26 protein-coding genes and 1 pseudogene are annotated in these 25,679 nt (G+C 59.2%); 8 read left to right on the top strand and 19 right to left on the bottom strand.

Annotated features, from left to right (window positions below; all coding sequences use genetic code 11):
- The first annotated feature begins 75 nt into the window (after positions 1-75).
- Complete coding sequence (locus U5J94_RS07555; protein WP_322565032.1) at positions 76-597, top strand: zinc ribbon-containing protein; 522 nt, start codon at positions 76-78, stop codon at positions 595-597.
- Positions 598-645: 48 nt separating this feature from the next.
- On the opposite strand, the gene U5J94_RS07550 is transcribed toward U5J94_RS07555, so the two are convergent.
- The 6 genes from U5J94_RS07550 to miaB all read right to left on the bottom strand — a co-directional run bounded on the left by U5J94_RS07550 (position 646) and on the right by miaB (position 6,351).
- Positions 646-1,041, bottom strand: a complete 396-nt coding sequence (locus U5J94_RS07550) for a hypothetical protein (protein WP_322565031.1) — start codon at positions 1,039-1,041, stop codon at positions 646-648.
- An 84-nt stretch (positions 1,042-1,125) separates the two neighbouring features.
- The gene (gene lnt / locus U5J94_RS07545) at positions 1,126-2,652 is read right to left on the bottom strand and encodes an apolipoprotein N-acyltransferase (RefSeq protein ID WP_322565030.1); all 1,527 of its coding nucleotides are present in this window, start codon (positions 2,650-2,652) and stop codon (positions 1,126-1,128) included.
- Positions 2,642-3,544, bottom strand: coding sequence for an HlyC/CorC family transporter (locus tag U5J94_RS07540; RefSeq protein WP_322565029.1), 903 nt, complete (start codon positions 3,542-3,544; stop codon positions 2,642-2,644). The genes lnt and U5J94_RS07540 overlap by 11 nt, the downstream gene beginning before the upstream one ends.
- The gene (ybeY, locus tag U5J94_RS07535; protein ID WP_322565028.1) at positions 3,541-4,002 is read right to left on the bottom strand and encodes an rRNA maturation RNase YbeY; all 462 of its coding nucleotides are present in this window, start codon (positions 4,000-4,002) and stop codon (positions 3,541-3,543) included. Before ybeY ends, U5J94_RS07540 begins: the two co-directional genes overlap by 4 nt.
- Complete coding sequence (locus U5J94_RS07530) at positions 3,999-4,973, bottom strand: PhoH family protein (RefSeq protein ID WP_322565027.1); 975 nt, start codon at positions 4,971-4,973, stop codon at positions 3,999-4,001. Before U5J94_RS07530 ends, ybeY begins: the two co-directional genes overlap by 4 nt.
- Positions 4,974-5,010: 37 nt before the next feature.
- A complete protein-coding gene (gene miaB, locus U5J94_RS07525) occupies positions 5,011-6,351 on the bottom strand; it encodes a tRNA (N6-isopentenyl adenosine(37)-C2)-methylthiotransferase MiaB (RefSeq protein ID WP_322565026.1) in 1,341 nt (446 codons plus the stop codon).
- Positions 6,352-6,529: 178 nt separating this feature from the next.
- Here miaB and U5J94_RS07520 point away from each other — a divergent pair, with 178 nt between their 5' ends.
- Entirely contained in the window at positions 6,530-8,185 is a 1,656-nt protein-coding gene (locus tag U5J94_RS07520) for a cation:proton antiporter family protein (RefSeq protein ID WP_322565025.1), read from the top strand.
- Between the two features lie 9 nt (positions 8,186-8,194).
- Here the strand turns inward: U5J94_RS07520 and U5J94_RS07515 are convergent, their stop codons facing one another.
- Positions 8,195-9,391, bottom strand: a complete 1,197-nt coding sequence (locus U5J94_RS07515) for an ammonium transporter (RefSeq protein ID WP_322565024.1) — start codon at positions 9,389-9,391, stop codon at positions 8,195-8,197.
- Positions 9,392-9,603: 212 nt separating this feature from the next.
- On the bottom strand, positions 9,604-10,134 hold the full coding sequence (locus U5J94_RS07510; RefSeq protein WP_322565023.1) for a hypothetical protein: 531 nt from the start codon (positions 10,132-10,134) through the stop codon (positions 9,604-9,606).
- A 210-nt stretch (positions 10,135-10,344) separates the two neighbouring features.
- Here U5J94_RS07510 and U5J94_RS07505 point away from each other — a divergent pair, with 210 nt between their 5' ends.
- The gene (locus tag U5J94_RS07505) at positions 10,345-11,478 is read left to right on the top strand and encodes a diguanylate cyclase domain-containing protein (protein WP_322565022.1); all 1,134 of its coding nucleotides are present in this window, start codon (positions 10,345-10,347) and stop codon (positions 11,476-11,478) included.
- Positions 11,479-11,506: 28 nt separating this feature from the next.
- On the opposite strand, the gene U5J94_RS07500 is transcribed toward U5J94_RS07505, so the two are convergent.
- The 5 genes from U5J94_RS07500 to U5J94_RS07480 form a co-directional block, all read right to left on the bottom strand.
- Positions 11,507-12,007, bottom strand: coding sequence for a protein disulfide oxidoreductase (locus tag U5J94_RS07500; RefSeq protein WP_322565021.1), 501 nt, complete (start codon positions 12,005-12,007; stop codon positions 11,507-11,509).
- A 297-nt stretch (positions 12,008-12,304) separates the two neighbouring features.
- A complete protein-coding gene (fabB, locus tag U5J94_RS07495; protein ID WP_322565020.1) occupies positions 12,305-13,531 on the bottom strand; it encodes a beta-ketoacyl-ACP synthase I in 1,227 nt (408 codons plus the stop codon).
- 15 nt (positions 13,532-13,546) lie between these two features.
- A complete protein-coding gene (gene fabA, locus U5J94_RS07490; RefSeq protein ID WP_322565019.1) occupies positions 13,547-14,086 on the bottom strand; it encodes a 3-hydroxyacyl-[acyl-carrier-protein] dehydratase FabA in 540 nt (179 codons plus the stop codon).
- A gap of 138 nt (positions 14,087-14,224) precedes the next feature.
- Positions 14,225-15,007 carry an acyl-ACP--UDP-N-acetylglucosamine O-acyltransferase gene (gene lpxA / locus U5J94_RS07485; RefSeq protein WP_322565018.1) on the bottom strand — a complete coding sequence of 261 codons (783 nt, stop codon included), beginning with the start codon at positions 15,005-15,007 and terminating at the stop codon, positions 14,225-14,227.
- A 27-nt stretch (positions 15,008-15,034) separates the two neighbouring features.
- Positions 15,035-15,526: a PaaI family thioesterase gene (locus U5J94_RS07480; protein WP_322565017.1), complete on the bottom strand. Its 492-nt coding sequence runs from the start codon at positions 15,524-15,526 to the stop codon at positions 15,035-15,037.
- A 29-nt stretch (positions 15,527-15,555) separates the two neighbouring features.
- Here U5J94_RS07480 and U5J94_RS15280 point away from each other — a divergent pair.
- A pseudogene (locus U5J94_RS15280) lies at positions 15,556-16,714 on the top strand (protein adenylyltransferase SelO); the annotation flags it as partial.
- On the opposite strand, the gene amrS reads toward U5J94_RS15280, so the two are convergent.
- Genes amrS through U5J94_RS07455 form a run of 3 tightly spaced genes read right to left on the bottom strand, consistent with a single transcriptional unit; the run spans position 16,706 to position 19,455 of the window.
- Entirely contained in the window at positions 16,706-17,782 is a 1,077-nt protein-coding gene (gene amrS / locus U5J94_RS07465; RefSeq protein WP_322565014.1) for an AmmeMemoRadiSam system radical SAM enzyme, read from the bottom strand. The pseudogene U5J94_RS15280 and the gene amrS sit on opposite strands and share 9 nt — an antisense overlap.
- An 11-nt stretch (positions 17,783-17,793) precedes the next feature.
- Positions 17,794-19,053, bottom strand: coding sequence for an ATP-grasp domain-containing protein (locus U5J94_RS07460; RefSeq protein ID WP_322565013.1), 1,260 nt, complete (start codon positions 19,051-19,053; stop codon positions 17,794-17,796).
- 15 nt (positions 19,054-19,068) lie between these two features.
- Complete coding sequence (locus tag U5J94_RS07455; RefSeq protein ID WP_322565012.1) at positions 19,069-19,455, bottom strand: iron-sulfur cluster assembly accessory protein; 387 nt, start codon at positions 19,453-19,455, stop codon at positions 19,069-19,071.
- Positions 19,456-19,592: 137 nt separating this feature from the next.
- Between U5J94_RS07455 and U5J94_RS07450 the strand changes: the two genes are divergently transcribed.
- Together U5J94_RS07450 and U5J94_RS07445 are read left to right on the top strand one after the other, a co-directional pair.
- Entirely contained in the window at positions 19,593-19,877 is a 285-nt protein-coding gene (locus U5J94_RS07450) for an oxidative damage protection protein (RefSeq protein ID WP_322565011.1), read from the top strand.
- A gap of 8 nt (positions 19,878-19,885) precedes the next feature.
- On the top strand, positions 19,886-20,452 hold the full coding sequence (locus U5J94_RS07445) for an NUDIX hydrolase (protein WP_322565010.1): 567 nt from the start codon (positions 19,886-19,888) through the stop codon (positions 20,450-20,452).
- 8 nt (positions 20,453-20,460) lie between these two features.
- On the opposite strand, the gene U5J94_RS07440 is transcribed toward U5J94_RS07445, so the two are convergent.
- Positions 20,461-20,898 (bottom strand): hypothetical protein, encoded by a 438-nt coding sequence (locus U5J94_RS07440; RefSeq protein ID WP_322565009.1) that lies wholly within the window; start codon positions 20,896-20,898, stop codon positions 20,461-20,463.
- 118 nt (positions 20,899-21,016) lie between these two features.
- Here U5J94_RS07440 and U5J94_RS07435 point away from each other — a divergent pair, with 118 nt between their 5' ends.
- Positions 21,017-22,180: a hypothetical protein gene (locus U5J94_RS07435; protein WP_322565008.1), complete on the top strand. Its 1,164-nt coding sequence runs from the start codon at positions 21,017-21,019 to the stop codon at positions 22,178-22,180.
- 68 nt (positions 22,181-22,248) lie between these two features.
- On the opposite strand, the gene U5J94_RS07430 is transcribed toward U5J94_RS07435, so the two are convergent.
- On the bottom strand, positions 22,249-23,400 hold the full coding sequence (locus tag U5J94_RS07430) for an NAD(P)/FAD-dependent oxidoreductase (protein WP_322565007.1): 1,152 nt from the start codon (positions 23,398-23,400) through the stop codon (positions 22,249-22,251).
- Positions 23,400-24,782, bottom strand: a complete 1,383-nt coding sequence (locus U5J94_RS07425; RefSeq protein WP_322565006.1) for a cyclopropane-fatty-acyl-phospholipid synthase family protein — start codon at positions 24,780-24,782, stop codon at positions 23,400-23,402. The genes U5J94_RS07430 and U5J94_RS07425 overlap by 1 nt, the downstream gene beginning before the upstream one ends.
- Positions 24,783-24,988: 206 nt before the next feature.
- Between U5J94_RS07425 and U5J94_RS07420 the strand changes: the two genes are divergently transcribed.
- Positions 24,989-25,624, top strand: coding sequence for a hypothetical protein (locus U5J94_RS07420; protein ID WP_322565005.1), 636 nt, complete (start codon positions 24,989-24,991; stop codon positions 25,622-25,624).
- Positions 25,625-25,679 lie beyond the last annotated feature (55 nt).

Here is a 25,679-nt window from a genome sequence, read left to right as displayed (position 1 = left end):
CCCGGGGGCTTGCAAGTACCGGCCAGCCGACCCAAGATAGCCTTATTCGGTTGGACAAAATAAGGAATCGACACCATGAACGATACCCAGGACCGGCTGCTCAAGGCCTATCACGACATGATGCACCACCTGCGCGACGCGTGGACGGATGTAGAGGAAAAAGCATTGCCACCGCTGCGGGAGCGCCTCGACAAGGCCATGCAACAGGCTTCGGAAATGGGCGAGCTCAGCCGCGAGGAGGCCGAAAGAGTCCGCGAATACGTGCGCCGTGACGTCGAAGAAGCCGCGGATTTCATGAGCGAGAATGGTCGCCAGCTCAGGGAGTGGCTACAGTTCGATCTACAGTTCGCCGAATCCAAATTCGCCGAAATGTTCGCCGCGGTGGCCGACCGCACCCGGCTGGAACTCGATGCATTGGCCGAGCGGGCCCGCCGGGTCGGTGAGTGGCACACCGGGGAAATCACCGGAATCGGCATCCTGCAGTGCAAGCAATGCGGTGAAATACTGCACTTTGAAAAGCCGGGTCACATTCCGCCCTGCCCCAGGTGCCAGGGCACCGTATTCAAAAAATACTTCGGTCCGCAGCAGCAGGCCTGATCACACAACGATGTAGACCAGGGACGGTACCCTCATGAAACAACTTTTTCAGGTGTCAAAATTCAGGCCGGCAACAATCCGGTTCAGGCGCCCCTGCTCACCTTCATCATCCAGGTTTCCGTGGTCATGCCGGGCGGCATTGAGCTCGGCCTGAATACGCTTAATATAACGCTCGGTACAGAGTTTGACGATCTTTTTGAGCTCCTCGAGCGAGGGTTCAACCTCTTCCGGTTTACGTACCCAGGTCTCGATGATCAGGCCCACATCCGGTTTGATTTTAGCCGAATAGGTCTTCTTGGCCATCAACTGGTTAAAATCATCACACCATGCCTTCGGGGCGGCATGATTGAGTTTGAAAAACAGATTGATATACGGCCCCTTGAGCAGCCGTGGCGGACGATTTTCGTCAATGCCGACAATCGCAATATCACTGATACCTTCCATATTAGACCTCGTACCCGGTTGAGTGAAGGAACGTCCCGGCCGGTTCGCCGCAACACGTGGTTGTAGTGGATTTCAAAAACACTTTCAATTTTGTCGACGCGATCTCAGCACCAGAAAAAGTATCAACCCGCCGGCGATCGACAGCAACATCAGCACCGGCAGGTTGCCGAAGCGGATATAGAGGGTACTGCCCCGCCGTGGCTGGATTTCGCCACTAACGACGTCGGTTTCAAACTGCCTGGAGCGCGCCATCACCTCCCCCTTGTGATTCACCAGTACGCTGATACCGTTGGTCGTGGCGCGCAACAGCGGCCGCCCGCTCTCCAGCGCGCGCAGACGGGCGATTTGCAAATGCTGGTGTGGTGCAAACGAGTTGCCGTACCAGGAGTTGTTACTGCCATTAATCATCAATGTCGCTTCGGGCAGATGCCGAATCACCTCCTCACCGAATACATCCTCATAGCACACAGTGGTGGCAACAGGCTGACCGGCCGCCTGCAATAACGGCTGGTCAAGATCGCCGGGACTGAAACCGGACATGGGCAGGTCAAAAAACGCAATCGTTCCACGCAGCATCGACTCCAACGGCACATATTCACCGAACGGTACAAGATGGACTTTGTGATACATACTGGGGGTGCGCCCCACACTGATCATACTGCTGTAATAGACGTGTGTTTCCTGATCCATCACCGGCAGACCCAGCACAATATCCGTACCATGCTGACGCGCGCGGCGCTGCAATTCCGCCAGGTAGGTATCCTCGACGTAATGATAGAACGTACTTACCGCATTTTCCGGCCAGACAATGAGATCGCTGTCCCAGTGCTGTTCGGTAAGCTCCGCATACAGCGTTAATCGCTCTTGCAATGCTTCGGGATCCCAGCGGGTCTCCTGAGGCAGGTTGCCCTGAATCAGCGTCGCCTGTAACGGTTCACCGTGGGGTTCGGTCCACTCCAGCTGTTTTAAGCCGAAACCCAGCAAGTGCAACCCGACAAAGATCGCCAGTAACCCCAGCTGCCTGGCCCGGTTTCCCGAGAGGAGCAACACCAGTAACAATCCCGCCGCAAGCAGGGTCAGCCAGCTCAGACCATATACCCCCAGCAAGGGGGCAAATCCGCTCAGGCCGCTGTCGATCTGGCTGTAGCCCAGATTAAGCCAGGGAAAGCCGGTCAGGAACCAGCCACGCACCCATTCCAGCACTACCCACAGGGCGGGGAATAGCAGTAATAGACTGATTAAACGCTGATGACGCAGTCCGGCCAGACGACGATGCAGATACCCCGCCAGATAACCCAGCAACCCGTAATAGAGGGCGAGGAAAGCGACAAACAGAGCAGTCAGAAACGCGGCCACCGGCGCCGACGCATAACCGAAGTCGTGCATGGCCACAAACACCCAGGAGACCCCGATGCCGAACAGTCCCAATCCGAACAGATAACCGCTGCGCAGCGCCTCACGGGGTGTCGCATCAAGCCACAAATAGAACAGCAAGGCCGGCGCCAGAAAAGCCAGGGGGATAAAAGCGAACGGCTCAAAGGCCAGCGGCAAGCTGGCGCCGGCCAGCAGCGCCAGCAGATAGCGCAGGTTTGACAGCTGTTTAACTACCACTGGCGGAACCGGTGCCGGCGGTTTGCCCGGTATCCGGTATATCGAGCTGGCAAACTTCCAGCAGGTGCACCTGGCGATTGGTGGCCCGCAACACCCGGAATTGCAAATGCCCCAGCTCGATCACTTCGCCTCGTTTGGGCAAATGACCCAGTTGATTGATCACCAGCCCACCGATGGTATCGAACTCCTCGTCACTGTAATCGGTACCGAAATGGCGGTTGAAATCCTCGATGGGCGTGATGCCCTTGACGGTGGCGGTATGGTTCTCGTGCTGCAGGATCTGTGTATCTTCGTCGAAGTCGTGTTCGTCCTCGATCTCGCCGACGATCTGCTCGAGGACATCTTCAATCGTTACCAGGCCCGCAACACCGCCGTATTCATCCACCACGATCGCCATGTGATTACGGTTGGCACGAAACTCCTTGAGCAAGACATTGAGGCGCTTGCTTTCCGGAATAACCACGGCCGGACGCAGGATGTCGCGGATATTCAGGCGCGGTTGTTCACCTTCCAGAAAATAAGGCAGCAGATCCTTGGCCAGCAAAACCCCGATCACATCGTCCTTGCTCTCGCCGACCGCCGGAAAGCGCGAATGCGCCGACTCGATCACTGTGTTGAGAATATCCTGCGGAGCGGCATCCCGTTCGATAACGGTCATCTGCGAGCGGGGAATCATAATGTCGCGTACCTGCATATCGGAAACCTGCAGGACACCCTCGATCATGGCCAACGCATCGATATCGATCACCTGGTTGCGGTGTGCCTCATGCAGGACTTCCAACAGCTGGTCCATGTCCTTGAGGTCACCTTGCAGGGCCTGGCCAAGGCGTTCCAGCCACGATTTTTGCGCTTTGGTTTCTTTGTCGGAACTACCCGATCGGTCTTCGTTCATTGCTCTTCATCCTGTCGGTAAGGGTTTGCATACCCCAGCTCTTTCATGATGCTGATTTCCCGATTCTCCATCTCTTCTGCCTCGTCCTGTTGCAGATGATCATACCCCAGTAAATGCAGGGTGCCGTGTACTACCATGTGGGCCCAGTGGGCCATCTCCAGCTTGCCTTGCTCCTGTGCCTCGCGTTGTACCACCGGGGCACAGATGACCAGATCACCCAGCAAATCCAGTTCCACCTCGGGCGGACACTCGAACGGAAACGACAACACATTGGTCGGCCCGCTTTTGTGCCGGTACTGCTCGTTCAGTTCGGCGCTTTCAGCCTCATCGACGATACGCACTGTCAATTCAGCGTCCTGGCGCTGCTCGGCCTGCAAGGCCGCGCTGACCCAGCGCTGGATATCCGCGTCGCTCGGGCCGGTCGCAGCGATCCGCTGCACCTCCACCTCGATACTCATGGCAGCGGGTCTTCGCCGCGCGCCTCGTAGGCCTGGACAATACGTTGCACCAGCGGATGGCGCACCACATCCTTGGCGTTGAAAAAGGTAAAGCTGATGCCGTCCACATCCTTCAACACTTCGATCACCTGGCGCAGCCCCGATTGCTGGTTGCGCGGCAGATCCACCTGGGTCACGTCCCCGGTCACTACCACCGTGGAACCAAAACCGATCCGGGTCAGGAACATTTTCATCTGTTCCGCCGTGGTGTTCTGCGCCTCGTCCAGGATGATGAACGATTCGTTCAGGGTCCGCCCGCGCATGTAGGCCAGCGGCGCCACCTCGATCACATTGCGCTCCATCAGCCTGGCCACCGTTTCAAAGCCCAGCATTTCATACAGCGCGTCGTAGAGCGGGCGCAGATAGGGATCGATCTTCTGTGCCAGGTCCCCGGGCAAAAAGCCGAGCCGTTCGCCCGACTCCACTGCCGGGCGGGTCAGCACCAGGCGCCGCACTTCCTCGCGCTCCAGCGCCTGGACCGCGGCAGCCACGGCCAGATAAGTCTTGCCGGTGCCGGCCGGGCCGATACCGAAATTGAGATCATTATCCTTGAGATTGCTCAGGTACTGCTTCTGGTTGGGGCCGCGGCCGCGCACCGTGCCGCGCGGCGTGGTCATGATCACCTCGTCCTTCGGCGTGATGTCCGCCACCAGCGCATCCACGCCCGACTCCTGTAAATGGAGGTTCACCCGGGACGGATTCAAGGTCTGGTGTTCGGTTTCGGCATACAGATCCCGCAGCACCTCGCCGGCCGCCCCGACGGAGCGACTGTCGCCGATCACCCGGAAGTTGTTGCCGCGATTGTTCACCTCCACGCCCAGGCGCCGTTCGATCTGGCGCAGATGTTCGTCGAACTGGCCGCACAGGTTGGCCAGCCGCTGATTATCAGCGGGTTCGAGAACGATATCGGTGGAAAAAGCGTGGCTGGTCAAGATGGGATCTTGGGTTTCTTATCCGGGGAATAGGCAATCAGGCACAGCGGACGGACTGGCTGAGCAGTTCGCCGCGCAGGGAATTGGGCAGAGCTTCGGTAATGTTCACGTCGACAAACTCACCGACTAATTCGGGGCTACCCCTGAAGTTTACCACACGATTATTGGCCGTGCGGCCACTGAGTTGGTCCGGATCTTTCCGGGAGGGGCCGCTGACCAGGATCTGCTGCACGGTGCCCACCATGTCACGGCTGATTTGTGCCGCCTGCTGATTGATACGATCCTGCAAAATCGCCAGGCGCTGTTTTTTGACCGCCAGCGGCACATCATCGGGCAACGATGAGGCCGGTGTACCCGGCCGGGCACTGTAGACAAAACTGAACGAGTGATCGAACCCGATCTCGGCGATCAGATCCAGGGTCGCCTCAAAATCCGCATCGCTCTCGCCGGGAAAGCCGACGATAAAATCCGAGGAAAGGCTGATATCCGGGCGCACCTCGCGCAGGCGACGGATGGTGGCCTTGTATTCCATGGCCGTGTGCTTGCGTTTCATCAGCGCCAGCACCCGATCCGAGCCGCTTTGCACCGGCAGGTGCAGGTGGCTGACCAGCTCCGGCACCTCGGCATAGGCCTGGAACAGGCTCTCGTTCATCTCCAGCGGATGGGAGGTGGTATAGCGAATGCGATCGATGCCGTCGATGGCGGCCACATACTGGATCAGCAGGCCCAGATCGGCGATATCGCCATCATCCATGACACCCCGATAGGCGTTGACGTTCTGCCCCAGCAGGGTCACCTCGCGCACGCCGCGCTCGGCCAGCTCCGCCACTTCGGCAATCACATCATCGAATGGCCGGCTGAACTCCTCGCCCCGGGTATAGGGCACCACGCAGAAACTGCAGTACTTGCTGCAGCCTTCCATGATGGAGACAAAGGCGCCGGGGCCGTCGGTGCGCGGCTCGGGCATGTGGTCGAACTTTTCGATCTCGGGGAAGGAGATATCCACCACCGAGCGCTTGCGTGCGCGCGCATCGTCCAGCATCTGCGGCAGGCGGTGCAGGGTCTGCGGGCCGAAGACCAGATCCACGTAGGGCGCGCGCTTCAAAATGGCCTCCCCTTCCTGGCTGGCGACACAGCCGCCGACGCCGATCACCAGCTCCGGGCGGGCCAGTTTGAGCTCGCGCCACATGCCCAGATGGGAGAAGACCTTCTCCTGCGCCTTCTCGCGCACCGAGCAGGTGTTGAGCAGCAGCACGTCGGCCTCGTCGACCTGGTCGGTCAATTCCAGGCCGTGCGAGGCCCGCAGCACGTCGGCCATCTTGGCCGTGTCGTACTCGTTCATCTGGCACCCAAAGGTGCGTATGTGCAGCTTGCCCATTTTTTAACCAGTCACAATTCGGGAGCGCAAAGGTAGCATTTTCACCTGCGGGTTTCCAGTCATGTATTCCTCCGCAGCCGACCCCGATATCAACGGTTTCGCGTACAATGCCACAACGCGCAGCACCGCCATCCAGCCGCGTCTGCCGTGACAGGGAACACACACATCGGGGTTAAGCATGTTCGAGAATGTCTTTGTCCAGTTCGGAGTCATTATCGGGGTCGCCGCCGCAGCCGGGGCCCTGGCCCAGTGGCTGCGCCAGCCGCTGATCGTCGCCTTTATCGCGGTGGGCATCCTGCTCGGCCCGTCCGCGGCGGGCTGGGTAAGCGACAGCGACGAGATCGATCTGTTTGCCCGCCTCGGTATCGCCCTGCTGCTGTTCGTGGTCGGTCTCAAACTCGATCTGCACATTATTCGCTCGGTCGGCCCGGTTGCGCTGGCCTCCGGCCTGGGACAGGTGATCTTCACCTCGGTGATCGGTTATCTCATCGGCCTGGCGCTGGGCATGGAGCATATCACCGCCCTGTATGTGGCCGTGGCACTGACCTTCTCCAGTACCATCATCATCGTCAAGCTGCTGTCGGACAAACGCGAGGTGGATTCCCTGCACGGGCGCATCGCGGTCGGCTTTTTGATCGTCCAGGATATCGTGGTGGTGCTGGTGATGATCGGCCTGACCGCCTTCGGCCAGAGCAGCACCGACCTCAACATGGTCCAGGAGGGCCTGTTCATTCTGCTCAAGGGCGCACTGATGCTGGTCACGGTGGCAGTGCTGATGCGCTACGTGCTGCCGCCGTTGCTACACCGCCTGGCCCATTCGGCGGAACTGCTGATGCTGTTTGCCATCGCCCTGGCGATACTGGGCGCGGCGGCCGGCGATGCGCTGGGCTTCAGCAAAGAAGTGGGGGCCTTTCTGGCCGGGATCTCCATCGCCTCGACCCCCTACCGGGAACTGGTGGCGGCGCGCCTGGTCAGCCTGCGCGATTTTCTGTTGCTGTTCTTCTTCATCGAGCTGGGCGCCGGCCTGGAACTGGGCACGCTCGGGGCACAACTGGGCGCGGCAAGCCTCTTCTCGGTCTTCGTGCTGTTCGGTAACCCGCTGATCGTTATGGCCATCATGGGCTACATGGGCTATCGCAAGCGCACCGGTTTTCTGGCCGGCCTGGCGGTCGCCCAGATCAGTGAGTTCTCACTTATCCTCGCGGCCCTGGGCCTGAGCCTGGGCCACCTGCAGCAGGAGACCGTTGGCCTGATCACCCTGGTCGGGCTCATCACCATCAGTCTTTCCACCTATATGATCCTCTACTCGCACCCGCTGTATGAACGGCTCGCCCCTTACCTGGGACTTTTTGAACGCAAGATACCCTACCGGGAAGCGGGACAGCCGGACGGCGAGGCGGAAAACGCCGATATTCTGTTGTTCGGACTGGGGCGTTTCGGCGCGGCGGTGGCCGACAACCTGCGCAACCGCGGCTATCGGATACTGGCGGTGGATTTTGACCCCGAGGTGGTGCGTCTGCACACCCGCGAGGGCTATGCGGCCCGTTACGGGGATGCCGAAGATCCCGAGTTTATTGCTACCCTGCCCCTGAATCAGGTGCGCTGGGTCATCAGCACCATTCGCGATCGCGGTATCAACAGCATGCTGCTCAGCGGCCTGAGCCAGCAGGGCTACAGCGGCCGGATTGCCCTCTCCAGCGCCCACCGCCACGACGCGAAACTGTTCGAACGCGACGGCATCGATCTGGTGCTGGTGCCCTATGCCGACGCGGCCAAAGAAGCCGCCGAACGGATCCAGGCCGCCGACGCACCGCCCGGCAACCGATCGCGCTGATCCGAAACCTCAGTCGATCACCGACTCCGAGGCAATCTTGTGGATACTCAGATCGGCACCGCGATACTCCTGTTCCTGAGTGAGACGGATCCCGATCGTCGCCTTGAGTACGCCATAGACCAGTAAGCCGCCCAGCAGAGCGATACTGACCCCGATCAGGGTCCCGACCAGCTGGGAGAGAAAACTCACTCCGCCCATGCCGCCGAGCGCCTCCAGACCGAAGATCCCGGCCGCCAGCGCGCCCCAGACACCACAAAGTCCGTGCAACGGCCAGACCCCGAGGACATCGTCGATCTTCCAGCGATTCTGCGCCTGCGTGAACGCCCAGACGAATAATCCCCCGGCGACCCCGCCGGTGACCAGCGCACCAAGTGGGTGCATGATGTCGGAACCAGCACAGACCGCGACCAGCCCGGCCAGCGGGCCGTTGTGTACGAAGCCGGGATCGTTCTTGCCCACGATCAGTGCCACAAGAATGCCGCCGACCATCGCCATCAGCGAGTTGGCCGCCACCAGGCCGCTGATATCCCCCGCCTTCTGCGCCGACATCACGTTGAAGCCGAACCAGCCGACGGTGAGTATCCAGGCGCCCAGCGCCAGAAACGGGATGCTGGAGGGCGGATGGGCGGCGGTAGCCCGGCCATCCTTGCCGTAGCGGCCGTGGCGACTGCCGAGCATCAGCACCGCGCCCAGCGCGAGCCAGCCGCCGACCGCGTGCACCACCACCGAACCGGCAAAATCATGGAAGCCGGCGCCGAAGGTGGATGCCAGCCAGGCCTGCAGGCCGAAGTTGCCGTTCCAGGCCATGCCTTCGAACAGGGGATAGATCAGCGCCACGATGATGAAGGTCGCCGCCAGCTGCGGATAGAAGCGGGCCCGCTCGGCGATGCCACCGGAAATGATGGCCGGAATCGCCGCTGCGAAGGTGAGCAAAAAGAAGAACTTGACCAGCTCATAGCCGCTGGCGGCAGTCAGTGCCGGGGCCGCCTGAAAAAAGCCGCTACCGTAGGCCACCGCGTAGCCGATGAAAAAATAGGCGATGGTCGAGGCGGCGAAATCGGTAATGATCTTGACCAGCGCGTTGACCTGGTTTTTCTTGCGCACCGTGCCGACCTCGAGAAAGGCGAAGCCCGAATGCATGGCCAGCACCATGATCGCACCCAGCAATATGAACAACACGTCAGTGGCGGTCTGAAAATGTTCCATCTTGTTATCCTGAATCTGCGCAAAGTTGGTTCAGGATGTAGCAAGATGCGCACCACTTCAGCGCTGCCCGATTTAACAGTAACTTGAGAGCACTGCAGGACCTACAGCCGGAACAAAACGCCCTGTTTGCGTGCACCGGCATACCGCCACGCACCAGATTGGATCAGCCCGCTCCATCCACACCCGGCCAAAACCTCAAAATACAGTTTCCCCTATTCACCCGCCTCTTCACGGCGCCTGGCCAGGCTCAGTTGCGCCATCTGACTCACCTCGGGCAGCGGATCGTCCCGCAGCTGGCGAAGGGTCGCCGGCGAGGTATTCCAGTTGCGGGCCACCTCGTAGCGGATCTCGCCCTCGGCATCCCCGGCCAGGATCGCCAGCGCCGAAGCCGGCACATACTCAAACCGCGCCACCACGCTGCGCACCGAAGGGTCCGGATCGCGGGCCAGTTTCAAAAACGTCCGCTCCTCGGTATCAAGATGGGTCGCCACGCCGATACGGACCTGCGGGTGGGCATCCCCGGCCAACCGGTGTAGCAGATCGGTGGGCGTGCGGCGATTGCGGCTGACGCGCTGGCGCACCTCCCAATCGGCATCGCGGGCCAGTTCCTGCAAACGCGCCACGCCGGTGGCAGGATGCGCTGCCTCACGCCGGCGCTGTTCCAGTTCGTCGGCCGGCAGACTCTGCGTAGCGAGGATCAGCATCAGTCCCCAAAGAGCGGGATAGTGGTAAGTCACAGCCATGGCGCGCTCCTGTTTGGCAAAACAACCGAATTCGTTTTCATCTTCCAGGGACAACCGGCATCAAGGTTTTACCAGGCCTGCCGACAACCAGAGTGAACCGGCATGGCGCCACAAGGCGGACGAATTGCCCTTTACCCACGACAGAGTATCCGGATATGCTTGCTTGGCAAAGCAGGACCGGCATGATAATTCCAACAACGATACCACTGCATGGCTGACGAGAATAACACCCCCCGTATACTCGCCGTTGATGATTCCCGCGTGATGCGCAGGGCCATGACCAAGGTCCTGGGTACCGCCTATCACGTGATCGAAGCCGAACACGGTGAGGATGCCTGGACCTATCTGACCAACGATCCCGACATTCAGGTGGTCTTTACCGACCTGTCGATGCCCTACCTGGACGGTTTTGGCCTGCTGGAGCGCATGCGTTCTTCCGACGATCCCCGCCTGCAGGAACTGCCGGTCATTATTATCACCGGCAAGGAAGATGATGACCAGACCAAGCAGCTGGCCCTGGACAAGGGAGCCTCGGACTTTATTACCAAACCGTTTGATTCGGTACAGTTGCAGGCTCGCGCCAAAGCGCATGTCAATTTCAAACAGACCACGCGCAAGCTCACCGAAACCTCCGACAAGCTGGAGCAACAGGCCGCGGTCGATCAGGTCACCGGACTGGGCGGTCAAACCTATTTTTGCCGCGCCGCGGACGAGTGCCTGGCCTACTTCAAGCGTCATGGCGGCCAGTTCACCCTGCTGCGCATGGACATTGATGATTTCAATTCCCTGTTTATCAACAATGGCAAGGCGCTGGTCGATCAGATACTGCAGAAAATCGGCGCGACACTGACGCCGCTGGTGCGCAAGGAGGACATGCTGGCCCGGATCGGCCTGGCCAAGTTCGCCATGCTGCTGCGCGACACCAGCATCGAGGATGCCACCCAACTGGCGGAGCGTATTCGCAAGGAGATCAATGCGCTGAGCTTTGATACCGGCGGGCAGCAACTGCATGCGACCGTCAGCATCGGCCTGTTCGAGCCGCACCTGACCGAAGAATCGGATATCAAAACCCTGATCGCGGACACGGAGAAGTATCTCAACAAGGCTATCGAGGCCGGTGGTAACCAGACGGTGATCAAATCCCTGCGCAAGGTCAGCGGCGCGGCACATCTGGATCTCAAACAGGCGCTCAAGCTGATCGGGGAAGGCAAGGAGGATCTGCTCAAACCCCATCTGGGTAGCCTGATACAGCAGGTTTTGCCCCTGTTGAACTACATCAGTCAGCAATCCAGCGATGACATGGCCCAGGCGGTTCAGGCACTCAAGGAAAAACTGGAAAAGTAGAACAGCGCCATTACCTCAACGACGCAACTCAATCAACCAGCCACATACGCAGACGTAATCCCCATTCGGTGATGTAACCCACTTCACGAAAGGCGATCTCGCCATCACTGTTGATCAATAACGTGGTGGGCACGCCGCGTACGCCAAAGCGGCTCGCCAGCCGACCTTCCTCATCCAGCAGGGTCATGAAATTCAGTCCCTGTTCCTGCAGGTAATCCCGCACTTTATCCCGGCCCCCGGATTGCATGGCAACGCTGACCACCCGGTGATCCCGGCTCAGGGCCTGGATAGTGTCCTGCTCAAAACGACAAACCGGACACCAGCTGGCCCAGAAGTGCAAGACATACGGCTTGCCGGCCAGATCCCGCGAATCGAAATAAGCCCCCCGCAACAGGGGCGCGCTGTAATCCGGCGCCCTGCCGCTGACCAGGTTCCGTTTTTGATACTGCTGGGCACCAAAATAGACCAGTGCAAACACCAGTAACCAGAGCAGAAAGCGGACGGGTTTGGGAAGTTTTTTAAGTGGCATGGCGATAATTCCGGTTTCCAACCGTCGTCAAAGGCCGGTGAATTTAAACCACCGAAACACCGAAGACACTGAACTCACCGACTTCGATGATTATTCAATAGCTTCAGGAACAGATATTCAGGAATAGACCGTATTCAGCTTTGTAGGTCACGTTGGCGAAGCCTACGTGACTGCCTCCGTGCGACAATTACACCGGTTAATTTTTACCACGAAGACAGGCAGGAACGAAGCTAAAATGTCAGGTAGCGCGGTGCGCAACCTGATCTACGCCAGTGCGCACCTGTCAGGAACAGTTATTTAGTTGTCGGAATAGCGCTGAAAGACCAGCGTGGCGTTGGTGCCGCCGAAGCCGAAGCTGTTGGACATGACGCAGTTGATACTGGCGTCGTCCTGGCGTTCGCGAACGATGGGATAGCCTTCGGCGCCGGGATCCAGTTCCTGGATATTGGCCGAGGCGGCGAGGAAGTTTTCCTGCATCATCAACAGCGAATAGATCGCCTCGTTGACCCCGGCGGCGCCCAGGGCGTGACCGGTCAGGGATTTGGTCGAGGCGATGGCCGGCATGTTGTCACCGAACACCTCCTTGACGGCTTCCAGTTCGCGGATATCGCCCACCGGGGTGCTGGTGCCGTGGGCGTTGATATAATCCACCGGTGTTTTGACTTCCTGCAATGCCTGCTGCATGCAGCGCACCGCCCCTTCGCCGGAGGGCTGCACCATATCGAAGCCGTCGGAGGTGGCCCCGTAGCCGACCAGCTCGGCGTAGATGGTCGCGCCGCGGGCTTTGGCGTGCTCGAGCTCTTCGAGCACCAGCACCCCGCCGCCACCGGAGATGACAAAACCGTCACGATCGACATCATAGGTGCGCGAGGCGGTCTCGGGCGCATCATTATATTTGGACGAGAGCGCGCCCATGGCATCGAACAGCACGGACAGCGTCCAGTGCACTTCCTCGCCGCCGCCGGCGAATACGATGTCCTGCTTGCCCATCTGGATCAGCTCGTAACCATTACCGATGCAATGGGCCGAGGTGGAGCAGGCGGAGCTGATGGAATAGTTGACACCCTTGATCTTGAACGGCGTGGCCAGACAGGCGGAGTTGGTGCTGGACATGGTCCGCGGCACCATATAGGGGCCGACCTTGCGTACCCCTTTTTCCCGCAGTATATCGGCGGCCTGTACAATATTCTTGGTAGAAGGTCCGCCGGAACCGACGATCAGGCCGCTGCGCGGATTGGAAATCTCCTTCTCTTCCAGGCCGGCATCGGCGATGGCCTGTTCCATCGCCAGATAGTTGAATGCCGCGCCATCACCCATGAAGCGCTTGAGCTTGCGATCGATCATCTCGTCGAGATTCATATCGATCGGCCCGTCAATCTGCGAGCGGAATCCGAGTTCGGCATATTCGGAATTGAAACGGATACCGGAGCGGCCCTGACGCAGGGAGTCGGTAACCTCCTGCCGGTTATTGCCGATACTGGAGACAATCCCGAGACCGGTAATAGCAACGCGTCGTAATGGCATGTTCAGATAAACAGCTTAAAGTTGATCAGTGGAGGTAAAAAGCCCGACCCGCAGGTCCTCGGCAGTATAAATTTCACGGCCGTCGACTTCCAGACTGGCATCGGCGATGCCCATGTATAGCTTGCGCATAATCAATCGCTTGAGATTCACCCGGTAAGTCACCAGCGTGCAATCCGGGGTAACCTGTCCCGTGAACTTGACATCCCCGGCGCCCAGCGCACGACCGTGGCCCGGGCCCCCCATCCAGCCGAGGAAAAACCCGACCAGCTGCCACATGGCATCCAGCCCCAGACAACCCGGCATCACCGGATCCCCTTCAAAATGGCATTTAAAGAACCACAAATCGGGCTGGATATCCAGTTCGGCGATGATCTCGCCCTTGTCGAACTGGCCCCCGCTGTCACTGATGCGGGTGATGCGATCGAACATTAACATCGGTGGTAACGGCAGCTGGGCGTTACCCGGGCCGAACAGTTCCCCATGACCGCACTGAATCAGTTCGTCATAAGTGTAACTGCCCTTCTTTTCGGCTGTTGCAGCGCTGGCTGAATCCATAAGACTAATATTTCCACTTTTCAATCGGTTACACGCGACACGCGCCTGGCCCGAACCCGGGATACAAAAACTTCGTTAAGCTATTTTAACTGTTGATTGCGCGGAAAATAAAGCCATTGTCCCGCGTATTTGCCCGGCTCACTCCCTGACCCGATGAAACCCACGCTGCGAGTCGGCAATAAAGCCGGCCAGTTCAGCGGCCGGCGCGGGTGACAGATCCTGTAATTGCGCCACCGCCTCGTCCAGCCCTGTCCCGCTGCGAAACAGAAGTTGGTAGGCCTGTTTCAGACTGCGCAGATCCTCGGCCTTGAAGCCGGCCCGCTTGAGCCCGACCACGTTCAGTCCGCGCACCCGGCCCGGCATGCCGTCGGTAATCATGTAAGGCAGCGCGTCCTGGGTGATCTTGCTGTTGCCGCCGATCATCGCCAGCCGGCCGATCCGCACGAACTGGTGAACCATCACCCCGCCGGAGATAAAGGCCCGGTCGGCCACGCTGACAAAACCGCCCAGGGCGGCGTAGGGGGCGATGATCACATTATTACCCAGTACACAGTCATGACCGAGATGGGCCCCGTTCATCAGATAATTGTGGTCTCCCACCCGGGTAACCGCCCCGGCCTGGCTGGCACGATGAATAATCACCGCCTCGCGCAGCACATTGTCGTCGCCGATTTCCACGTAGCTGGCCGTGGCCGGGTCAAAACCCAGATCCTGGGGTAACCCGCCGATCACGGCATGCTCGTGCAGCCGGTTATCATTACCCAGCCGGGTACCCCCATGCAACACCACCCCGCTGTGCAGGACATTGTTATCCCCCAGCACCACATCGTCGTGAATCACCACAAAGGGCCCGATCTCATTCCCTTGCCCCAGCCTGGCCTCGCTCGAAACGATGGCACCTGGATGAATCGTATTGCTCATAGCGTTGTTGATCCGATCACGGTCCAGTCATGACTTGTTGCGAAGATAACCGCGGGGACGAATGGCCACGGTACTTTTGACTGCACTGCAGCGAACCCCGTCAGCCCGATAAAAGGCATACTCAAAGGTGGGCGTGCTGCGCCCCCGCCGCACCAGCTCATCGCGGATATGCGCCTCCAGCTCGGGGGAAAACTCAAAACGTAATTCAAGATCGCTGTTGCCAACCTGCTGAAAATCAATCTCATGTACACGGGTCCAGACGGCGGTATCGGGAAAGCGTTTGGCACAGGCCAGCGCAGCAATCGGATCCGACAACGCGGCCTGATAACCCCCGAACATCGAGCCGCCCATATTACGCGAAATCATGTTCAGGGGTAACAGCAGTCGCAGCCGACGCCAGTCATCACTCAACTCCAGGACCTTCACCCGCATCAGCCAGAAAGGCGGATACCATTGCAGGCGACGCTTCTCCGATAAAAAGCTCAGCCGACTCAGCAGTTTCAGCAAGTTGATTTTCATCACCATCCTGTTGCGATCACACCAACTACTATACACCTAAACTGGGCGACGGGCGCGCGATCCTGCTCGGTGAGGTGCGCAACGGGCAAGATGAAAAATACGACATCCAGCTCAAGGGCAGCGGCCTGACGCCTTACTCACGCGGCGGTGACGGGCGTGCCGTGCTGCGTTCGACCATTCGCGAGTATTTATGTTCCGAAGCCATGCACGGACTGGGCATTCCCACCACCCGGGCGCTGGCCATCGTCGGCAGTGATGCCGAAGTCTATCGCGAACAGATCGAAACCGGCGCGATTCTGGCGCGCATCGCGCCTTCCCATGTGCGCTTCGGCTCCTTTGAAGTCTTTTACCGTCGCCAGCAGCATGATGCCGTAAAACAACTGGCCGATTATGTGATCGAACATCACTACCCGGCCCTGGCAACACATACGCAGCCCTATGTCGCATTGCTCGAAGAGGTCGTACAGCGCACCGCCCGCCTGATTGCCCAGTGGCAGGCGGTCGGCTTTGCCCACGGCGTCCTCAACACCGACAACATGTCCATCCTCGGCCTGACCCTGGACTATGGTCCCTTCGGCTTTATGGGATCGCTATCAGCCCGGCTACATTTGCAACCACTCGGACTTCCACGGCCGTTACGCCTTTGATCAGCAACCGGGGATCGGCTTGTGGAACCTGAACCAGCTGGCCCAGGCGTTGGTGCCGTTGATGAGTGTCGAGGAAGCGCAGGTCGCGCTGGAACAGTATGAATCCCTGTTTGTTGACCACTATCTGGCACAAATGCATGCCAAACTGGGACTGCGGGAGAACAACGACCACACCCGGCTGTTCCGGGCCCTGTGTGATTTTGACAGCCACCCGCAAGCCTCTAACGCAATACTGCGGGATATGTTTGTCGAGCGCGAGGCCTTCGATAGCTGGGCACAGCGCTATCGAAAACAGCTGCAGCAGGAAAAAAGTGACGATGCCTCGCGTCGCGAGGCAATGCGCAGTGTTAACCCCAAATACATCTTGCGCAACTACATGGCCCAGATTGCCATCGAAAGAGCGCGGCAAAATGATTTCAGTGAAGTCGACAAACTACTTGAGCTGTTGCGCGATCCCTTTGCCGAGCATCCGCACATGGCCCTTTACGCGGCTGAACCGCCCGACTGGGCGGATCAGATCGAGGTCAGCTGCTCATCCTGATTGCAGCTGACGCTCGTATTTTTTCAGCAATACGCCTTCATCGCCGCAACAGTCCGAGGCACATTTTTTCACCTCGTGCAGCTTGTCGGGATCCGCGTCCAGATAGGCGTCGACCGGCAGGTTTTCTTCGGCGCAATCGCAACCCTTGTCATCGTACACATAGACCTGCGTAAGTCCGGCTTGCCGTGCCTGATCATGAGCCTGCCACAAACTTTCCGAGGGTGTGGGCGGCACGTCGCCTAACTTGAACGCCGGGAAAAACTTGGTGATATGCCAGGGACTGTCGGCGCCAAGATGATCGTGAATCCATTCGGCGATCTGTTTGTGCATCGCCGGATCATCGTTATAGCCGGGGATGACATTGGTGCGGGTCTCCACATGAATGCCCAGTTGATGGGCCCGTTCCACCGAATCCAGAACCTGTTGCACGGTGGCGCGCGGACAAATCTTTTTATAGAACTCGTTATCCAGGCTCTTGATGTCGGAACACAGCACATCCACCCACGGCGCCATCAGCTCCAGCGCCTCGTCGGTGACAAAGCTGTTGCTGACATAGACGGTGTACAACCCCGCCTCGCGGGCCCGTTGCGAGACATCCAGCACATACTCCAGCCACACCGCCGGTTCCGAATAGGTAAAGGCGATCCCCTCGACACCATGACGCAACGCGGCCTCCACCAGCTGCTCGGCGGTGGCATGCACCGCCGTGGACTCGCCCCGGGCCAGCGCATCCAGCGCGTCGGTGCCCCAGGAGATCTCCAGATTATGGCAGCCACCGCAGCGAAAGTTGCAGCCATAGCTGCCCACCGACATCACCCGGGTGCCCGGCCGGAAATGTTTGACCGGCTTGTCCTCGATGGGGCCGATATCCATGGCCGAGATGATGCCGTAGGAGAGGTTATACAACGTACCGTGGCGATTGACATGGGCCTGGCAAAAACCGCGCTGGCCGTGTTTGAGACGACACTGCCACAAACAGAGATTGCAACGGGTCGTGCCGTCGGCCAGTTTTTCCTGCAGGCGGGTTTCCACAAGTTTGTATTCTTCGGCTGTAGCGGTACTGCTCAATGACGGACTCCTCAGGCGACATGCACCTGGATCAATGGATCGATGACAATTTCCAGACAGGCATGCGCGTCACGCAAGGCCTGTTCGGCCCGGTCCGCATCCGGCGCCCGGGCAAAAATAAAACCGAGATAACTGGCGCCTTCGGGCAAGGGCACGACCTCATAGCCCTCGCGGATCTGGATACTGATCTCTTCAATGTAGGGCACGCGCTGGGCCCGTAACAGGCCCTCGACCCGTTTGAAAACCCCGCCGCGCGGGATCGGGATCATCAGCACTCCGGCGCCACCGGACAGCGGGGCAGTCGCCGCCGGCCGGTTCATGGCATGTTGCAGCACCAGTTGCTCCAGAGTCAGGCCCGTGCCGAACTGCAGCAGGCGCCCGCACATGCCGCCGATGGTGCGCGCCGCCACCTCCAGCACCCAAACGTCCGGGCCATTCACCCGGCACTCGGCATGGATCGGGCCTTCGCGCAAGCCGTAGGCCTCACAGGTCGCCTGGATCACCTCGCACAGCCGATCCTGTTGCGCCGAGTCGATGCGTCCCGGGGTTATATAATAGGTCTCTTCGAAAAACGGGCCGTTCAACGGCTCCGGTTTGTCGAACAGCGCCAGAATTTGTAACCGGCCGTGGTATAACATTCCCTCGACCGCGACTTCCTCGCCGGGAACAAATTGTTCGACCAGCAGGTGCTGACGCAAATAGGCATCAAGGTGCGGTTCACAGGCCAGCATGCGTTCAACCCGCTCGCAGGCCTGCACAAACCGGGCGGCATTATCCACCCGGATGACCCCGCGACTGGCCGAGAGCGCCAGCGGCTTGACCACCGCCGGATAGTCGACGCGGGTCGCCTGATCCGCCAGCGATTCACGCAAATCGATCACCCGGTGTGCCGGTTTGGGGATACCGGCCTGCTGCAAACGCTCGCGGGCCAGATCCTTGCGCCGGGACAGCCGCAGCGCTTCGGGAGGATTGTGGGGTAAATCAAAGGTTCGCGCGGCCGCGGCCGCCAGCTCAACCGTCCCGTCATCGGTGCCGATCACGGCGCTGAACGGCCCCCGGCGTTCGGCCTCCTCGCAAATCAGTGGCAAGGCACGCTCGACATCACGCGGATCAAGGTGCAGACCGCGTGCGTACTCACTGACCAGCGAGTGCCGCCCCTCATCGGAGGCGATCAGCACCGGCACGCCCAGCTGGTGGGCGGCCTCAATAAATGGCGCGGTACGGTAGCTGCCGTGGGGGGCGATGATCAGAATGCGGGGCGTGGCCGCCACAACGGGTCGGCCGGTTTACCCGCAACCGCCGCCGCTGGCACCACAGGCACCACAGGCACCGCTGCCACCGACGCTCTGGAAGACGTTATTAAAGACAAACGACGCATTCAGACCTTCTTCGACATAGTCGATGTCACTGCCCTTGAGATAACTCAGGGCGATGGCGTCCACCACCACCTTGTAGCCGTCACCTTCGAGCACCTTGTCACGCGCGTCGATATTCTCGGCATAGGTCATGCCATAGGTCATACCACCGCAACCCCCGCCGCTGACGAAGATGCGAATGCCTTCCACACCATCCTCGGTATTTTGCAAAATGGCATTCAATTGAGCGCCGGCCTTGCCGCTGATGTGGATATCCTGTTCCCGTATAACCGGTTGAAAAGACATTGCCTGACTCATGCTATTGACCTCCTGTACGGGCGGACCTTGCAGGGCCGCTGTGAATTGCAGATAATAATTGAGTCCTGTATTAAAGATTTTATCACACAACCGTGTCCAGACCAGACACGGAACACCAAGATTCCCGGAGTAATCACATGGCACGCATGGTTTTCTGTCAGGTTCTCAAACGCGAGGCACCCGCCCTGGAAGAAGCACCCTACCCCGGGGAAATCGGAGAACGCATTCTCGAGAATGTGTCCGCCGAAGGCTGGAGTCAATGGCTGGAACGTCTGACCACGATCATGAACGAAAACCGCCTGAGCACCGCCGATCCCGGCAGCCTTGAATTGATCGAAAAACACATGATCGGTTTTCTGTTCGATGAAGGCGATTATGGCGGACTGCCCAGCGGCTTCGTACCCCAGGGTCAAAAGAAATAAGTTCCGTCATGAAGTATTGCAGTGAATGCGGGAATCCGGTGACCAGTCGGGTACCCGAAGGCGATAACCGGCCCCGCTATGTCTGTGATCAATGCCAGACAATCCATTACCGCAATCCCAACATCGTTGCCGGTACCCTGCCGGTATGGGAAGACAAGGTCCTGTTATGCAAACGTGCCATCGAACCGCGCTACGGCACCTGGACCCTGCCGGCCGGTTTTATGGAACTGGGCGAAACCATGGAACAGGCCGCCCTGCGCGAATCCGAAGAAGAAGCCTGCGCCAACGTGGCAATCGATGACATCTACACACTGATCAGTCTGCCGCACGTCAACCAGGTCTATGTCCTGTACCGGGCCCGCCTGCTGGATCTGGACTTTTGTGCCGGCGATGAAAGCCTGGAAGTGCGGTTATTCAGTGAAGCGGAGATCCCCTGGCAGCAACTGGCGTTTCGCACCATCCATTACACCCTGGAAAAATATTTTGCCGATCGTCGACAAGGATGCTTTTCGATCTACACCCACACCATCAACGCCAATAATCGCGCCCCGCACGCCCCGCAGGAAAAGGAATAAGTTCCCCCTCACTCCGGCTGCTGCCATTTGATCCGCGCCAGCTGCCAGTCGCCACCCGACTTTTGCCAACGCATGCTCACTGTATAACGCCGGCCCCGTTCCGGTAGCAGATTCTTGCCGCCGAGCAACAGGGCGTTCAGGGTCACATCGGCCCGATCCCCGTCGATCCGAATAGTCCGATCAGAGGTCACGATCGAAATAGTCGGATAACGGCGAAAATGATAGAACAGCAGCCCGCGTACCTCCCGGCGCCGCAAATCCTCATCGGTGCGAAAGTTCTCGGCCAGCGGCGCCAGTACCGGGCCGGTGCGCTGATCTTCGATCCCCGCTTTCATCGTCTCGATCAACTGTGCAATCCGGCTCGCATCATCCGGCTCGCCGCAGCCGGCCAGCAACAACGCTCCGGCCAACGCCAGAACGGCTGCTGAAAATGTGATACGCATCATTACACCTCCCGACAAATTCGCTATGTTTAGCCCCGTATCTACTAGCTTGGCTCACGCCACGGACCGGCTACACCCGATAGAAGCCCAGGAAACACAAGAACAGGACACCGACAAGATCATGGCTAACGCCGTCTCCCGCCTGCTGAACCGCTTCACGATACCGGTCAATCGTTTCAGCCTGCAGCGCCTGCTTGAACCCCTGGCAACGCGCCAGCCGGTGGGATATCGCGCTCTGGTGACTCTGGTGGCGCTGGCCGGTTATCTGTTGCTGTTGCTGTTTCCGCTGATTGCCCTGGTGTTATTGCGCGAGCTGCCACAACAGGTACGTGCTGCCAGCCTGTGGCAAGAGTGGTTAGGGAGCGGCATTAACCTGCTTATCGCGCTGCTCGCCATCGTCTTTAGTATCCCGTTATTTCGTAACCGCTTTGCCCGGCCTCAGGGGCTGGCGATCAACCGGCAGAACGCGCCGAAGCTCACGCAACAGATCGAACAACTCCGTCAGGAGTTCAAATACCCCGTTCTCGATCAGATTATCCTGCGCGAGGGATTCGGCGTCGAGGTGGTTCGCACGCCGCGCTTCGGACTGCCGCTGCTGTATCACAACACCCTGGTGATCGGGCTCGACGCCCTGCTTACCCTGCCGCCGGGCCATTTCAAATCCCTGCTGGCGCGGCGTATCGGTCAACTCTCCGGGATTCATAATCTGCACATCGGCTGGCTCGCCGGTCTGCGCCAGACCTGGTGCCAGTATCAACGGGCGTTCAAACAGCAAAAGCCGCCGCTGGCCCTGCCCCTGCAGTTTGTTTTCGCCCTTTATGCGCCATTTTACGCCGCTGCGACCTTTTACGCCGCCCGCCAGAATGAACTGGAAGCCGATCGTTATGCGCTGGATATCGCCAATGACGAGGAAATCGCCAGCCTGTTCTCGCAGCTCATCGTCACCGAAGCCTTTTTGAACACCCGGTTCTGGCCCAAGGTCACCCAGCTGGCCCGGCGCGGCGGCACCCCGGAATATCTCCCCTATACCAGCATGACCCGGGTATTACGTCGCGGCCTGACCCGCGAAGACATGCAGGCCTGGATTAAAGAGGCCCTCGAGACGCCTTCCGACACCCGGAACAGCACGCCGTTATTACGCCAGCGACTGGAGAATATCGGCCACCACAAACCGGCCTCGCCCCGGCCGCTCAAGGAGACCGCCGCCGATCACTTCATGGATCCGGACGTCATGCAGAAGATCATCGACAAGTTCGATCAGCGCTGGCTGGCGAAGCTTAAATAAGATCGCACCACAGAGGATTTATGCCCTCAGCGTACCCGGAGGGCGTAAATCCTCTGTAGTAAAAAATCTTACGGGTTCCGGGATACCGGCATGAACTGTTGCAGAGGCAGCTGGTGGGATTGCAGGAACCAGCGATCGATGACCACCTTGCGGGTAAACCAGTGGGTTTGCATCAGCTTGCTGGCCAGCCGCTGTTTGACGCCCTGCGGTAACCGTTCGAGCAGTGACGGCGCCGGCTGGCGTTCGCCGAAACGTTCTTCCAGTATCCGTTGATAGGGCTGCAGTTTTTCACGGGCGTAGTCGCCGGCGGCTTCGCGAATCACCCGGGCTGCCAGCAGTGCCGATTCGATGGCCGGGCGGATACCCTCCCCGCTTTGCGGATAAGCCAGACCGGCCGCATCCCCGATCAGCAGCACCCCTTCGTCCACGACCTGGCGCAGGGCATGGGGATACAACAGATAGGCGTGCCCCTGAAACTTGTCGGTAATATCAAAATCGAGCCGGCCTGACTCACGCAGGAAATCGCAAAACGCCTGCACATGTTCCGACAGGCGATGATTGTCTTCCCGGCCGAGACCGACATTCAGATAATCCCCCTTGCGGAAGATCCAGCCATAGCCTTTCAGGTCCGGGGTAAAAAACAGTTCCGGGACTTCCCGCTCGGCGTGACAGCCGGCTTTTTGTTCGGCGGTCATTTCAAATTCGATCTCCTGGGCAGTCACCGCCTGCTCGCTGCTGCCCAGTTTGGCGCCGATGCGCCGGGCCACGGGACAAAAATGGCCGCCGGCACCGATCACCAGCGACGCCCGGATATCTCCGTTGATCAACCAGCCGTCCCCATCGCGCGCCATGGATTTGAAAGCGCTGCCGAGAATCAGCTGCGCACCGCTGCGCTGTAACAGGTATTCATCGAATTCGCGCCGACGAATGCCGTAACTGACCGGTCCGTCCCGATAATGGGTCTCGACCTGTTGCTGACCCAGCTGGCTGACCCGAAAACCGCTGATCGGTTGCAGGGTTCGTCCCCCCTGGCGATAGTCATCCAGATCGATCGCCAGCGCATTCATCACCGCCGGGGTGACCCAGCCGGCGCAAACCTTGTCGCGCGGGAATTCACGTTTGTCCATCACGGCAATCCGCAGCCCGCTATCGTGCAACGCCCAGGCCAGGGAAGAGCCGGCGGGTCCGCCGCCGACGATCAGGATATCCACATCCGTCATTATTGCCTCGCCACCCCGCTGTCCTGTTGATACAGATAAGCCCGCGACCAGGGCAGATCGTTATGTGCCGCCCGGTTGAACACCACCTGGAACAGCTGCAATTCACCACTGGTAAAGGCAGCGATGGAGCCGCACAGATAGAGGCGCCAGGCGCGGACGAATTCCTCGTCAAACATCTCCCGCACCGTCTCGACATTCTCCTCGAACCGGTCCAGCCAGTGCCGCAGGGTTTGGGCATAATGCAGGCGCAGATTTTCCACATCCTGAACCGAGAAGCGGTGCGGTTCAAAGATGCCCATCATCTCGCGTAACGAGGGCGGATAGGCACCCGGAAAAATGCGCCGCTCGATCCACGGATTCATCGGCCCGGCCACATTGCGGCCGATGGTATGAATCAGTCCTCGCCCGTCCGGCTTGAGACAACGATCAATCACATCCCCCAACGCCGTATAGTCCGGGGTGCCGACATGCTCCAGCATGCCCACCGAGACGAACACATCAAAGTCGCCGCGGATGTTGCGATAATCGTCTTCGATATACTCTACCTGATCGGCCAGCCCCTGTTTTTGGGCCTGTTCACGGGCAAAGCGCAGCTGCTCGCGGGAGATGTTATACGCCTTGACGGTCACACCGTAATGCCTGGCCATAAAGCGGGCCAGCCCGCCCCAGCCACAGCCGGCTTCCGCCACCGTATCCCCCGGCTTGAGTTGCAGCTTGCGGCAAACGTGGTGCAACTTGGCGGTCTGCGACTCCTCCAGTGACATCTGCGGATCGGGGAAATAGGCGCAGGTGTACTGCATGGCGACTTTGTCGAGCCACAGCTGATAGAAATCGTTGCTGAGATCGTAATGGTGATAGATGTTGTCCCGCGCCCGGGCCAGCGAGTTGGCAATACGCCGATGCCCGAGCCATTTCAACAGGCGGCGGAACCAGCCCTGTTGACCGTTTTGCTTGAGTCCCGAATAGACCTCTTCGAGAAAACGGACCGGATCCCCTTCAAGACTGATACGTCCGGCACTGTAGAGATCGCCAAAATGCAGTTCGGGATTGAGCGCCAGTTTCCAGATGGCCAGCCGATCGTGAAACCGTAGCGTCGCCACCGGCTGTTCCACGCTGTTGAGCAGTTTGCCATCCCACAGGGCGACATTGATCGGCGGGTGGGCCGCCACCTCCAGAATCTTCAGAATAAACCAGCGATCCAGGGCGGTCACGGTACCGAAAGGATGACCGCCGTCCTGTTGACGCTTGCCCGCCTTAATTCCGATACGCCGTGCGCCCTCGTCCTGTTCATCAATCCCCCAGGCCCGCTTCTTGCGCTCAGTCACCGAGAGTTCTTTACCTGGAGGCGTTTTTTCTGTTTTTTGTTCCTGTTCGCGCATCATGCACCCGTTGCCTTAAGATTCAATAATGGTATCAGGAATCCAAATAATATAGCAGGCTGCAGAAAAATCACCCTGCCAAGCCTGCTATTGACTATGCCGCATATTGTCGCAATTATCCAGTGCTCCACTTTGACGAGTAGAGCCAATTCATGTCGAACTTTTTAGCCGCTGTACGGCGTCCCCTCCACCCTCTGCGAGGGTTATTATTGATCGCATTCAGCGGCCCCGCCTCGGCCGCTTATCCACCGGGCGAACTCGAATTGTCATTGCAGATCGAACATAACGAAACCCGCTGGCAATATAGCGGCGAAACCCTGACCAGCAAGAGCGCCATTCTGGGCGTCCAACTTCAGGAGACGCTGGCGCCGCGACTGCGCGGCCGTCTGCATGCCGGCTATCTGGATCTCAGTCAGCCGGACAATACGCTGGCCGCGGCACGGGTCACAACCGGGTATTATGCCGGGATCGAGCTGGCGTTACTGGTGCTGGATACAAGCCGACTGAAGCTGGAATTGAGCAGCGGTTATCGCTATCAGTATACCGAAGGCCATACAGATAGTACGGACGTCAGCCTGGTCTGGCACGACACCTACGCGCAACTCGGCGTGACACTACCGCTCTCCGAACGCCTGGATCTGCACGCAATAGGCGGTGCCTCCCGCACCAGCGGCGAACAACGGGTCGGCGGTGATACCGACCAGCTGCTCACCTTCGACGAGAAGGAACAGCGCTATTACGCCGCCGGCCTGTCATACCGGGTCGATGAGACAGGTTATCTGAGTGTCAGCTGGCTGGGCGGCAATCGCGACGGCTTTCGGCTCGGTTTTCATCGCGGTTTTTGAACGGGCTGGCGGGGTCATAAATAACCCCTTTGTGAGGACTATCACAACATACAGC

Origin of the sequence: Thiohalophilus sp. (assembly GCF_034522235.1) — a bacterium.
Taxonomy (GTDB): Bacteria; Pseudomonadota; Gammaproteobacteria; order UBA6429; family Thiohalophilaceae; genus Thiohalophilus.
Note: the sequence above shows the minus strand (reverse complement) of the source record. Positions and strands in the feature narration are given on the sequence as shown.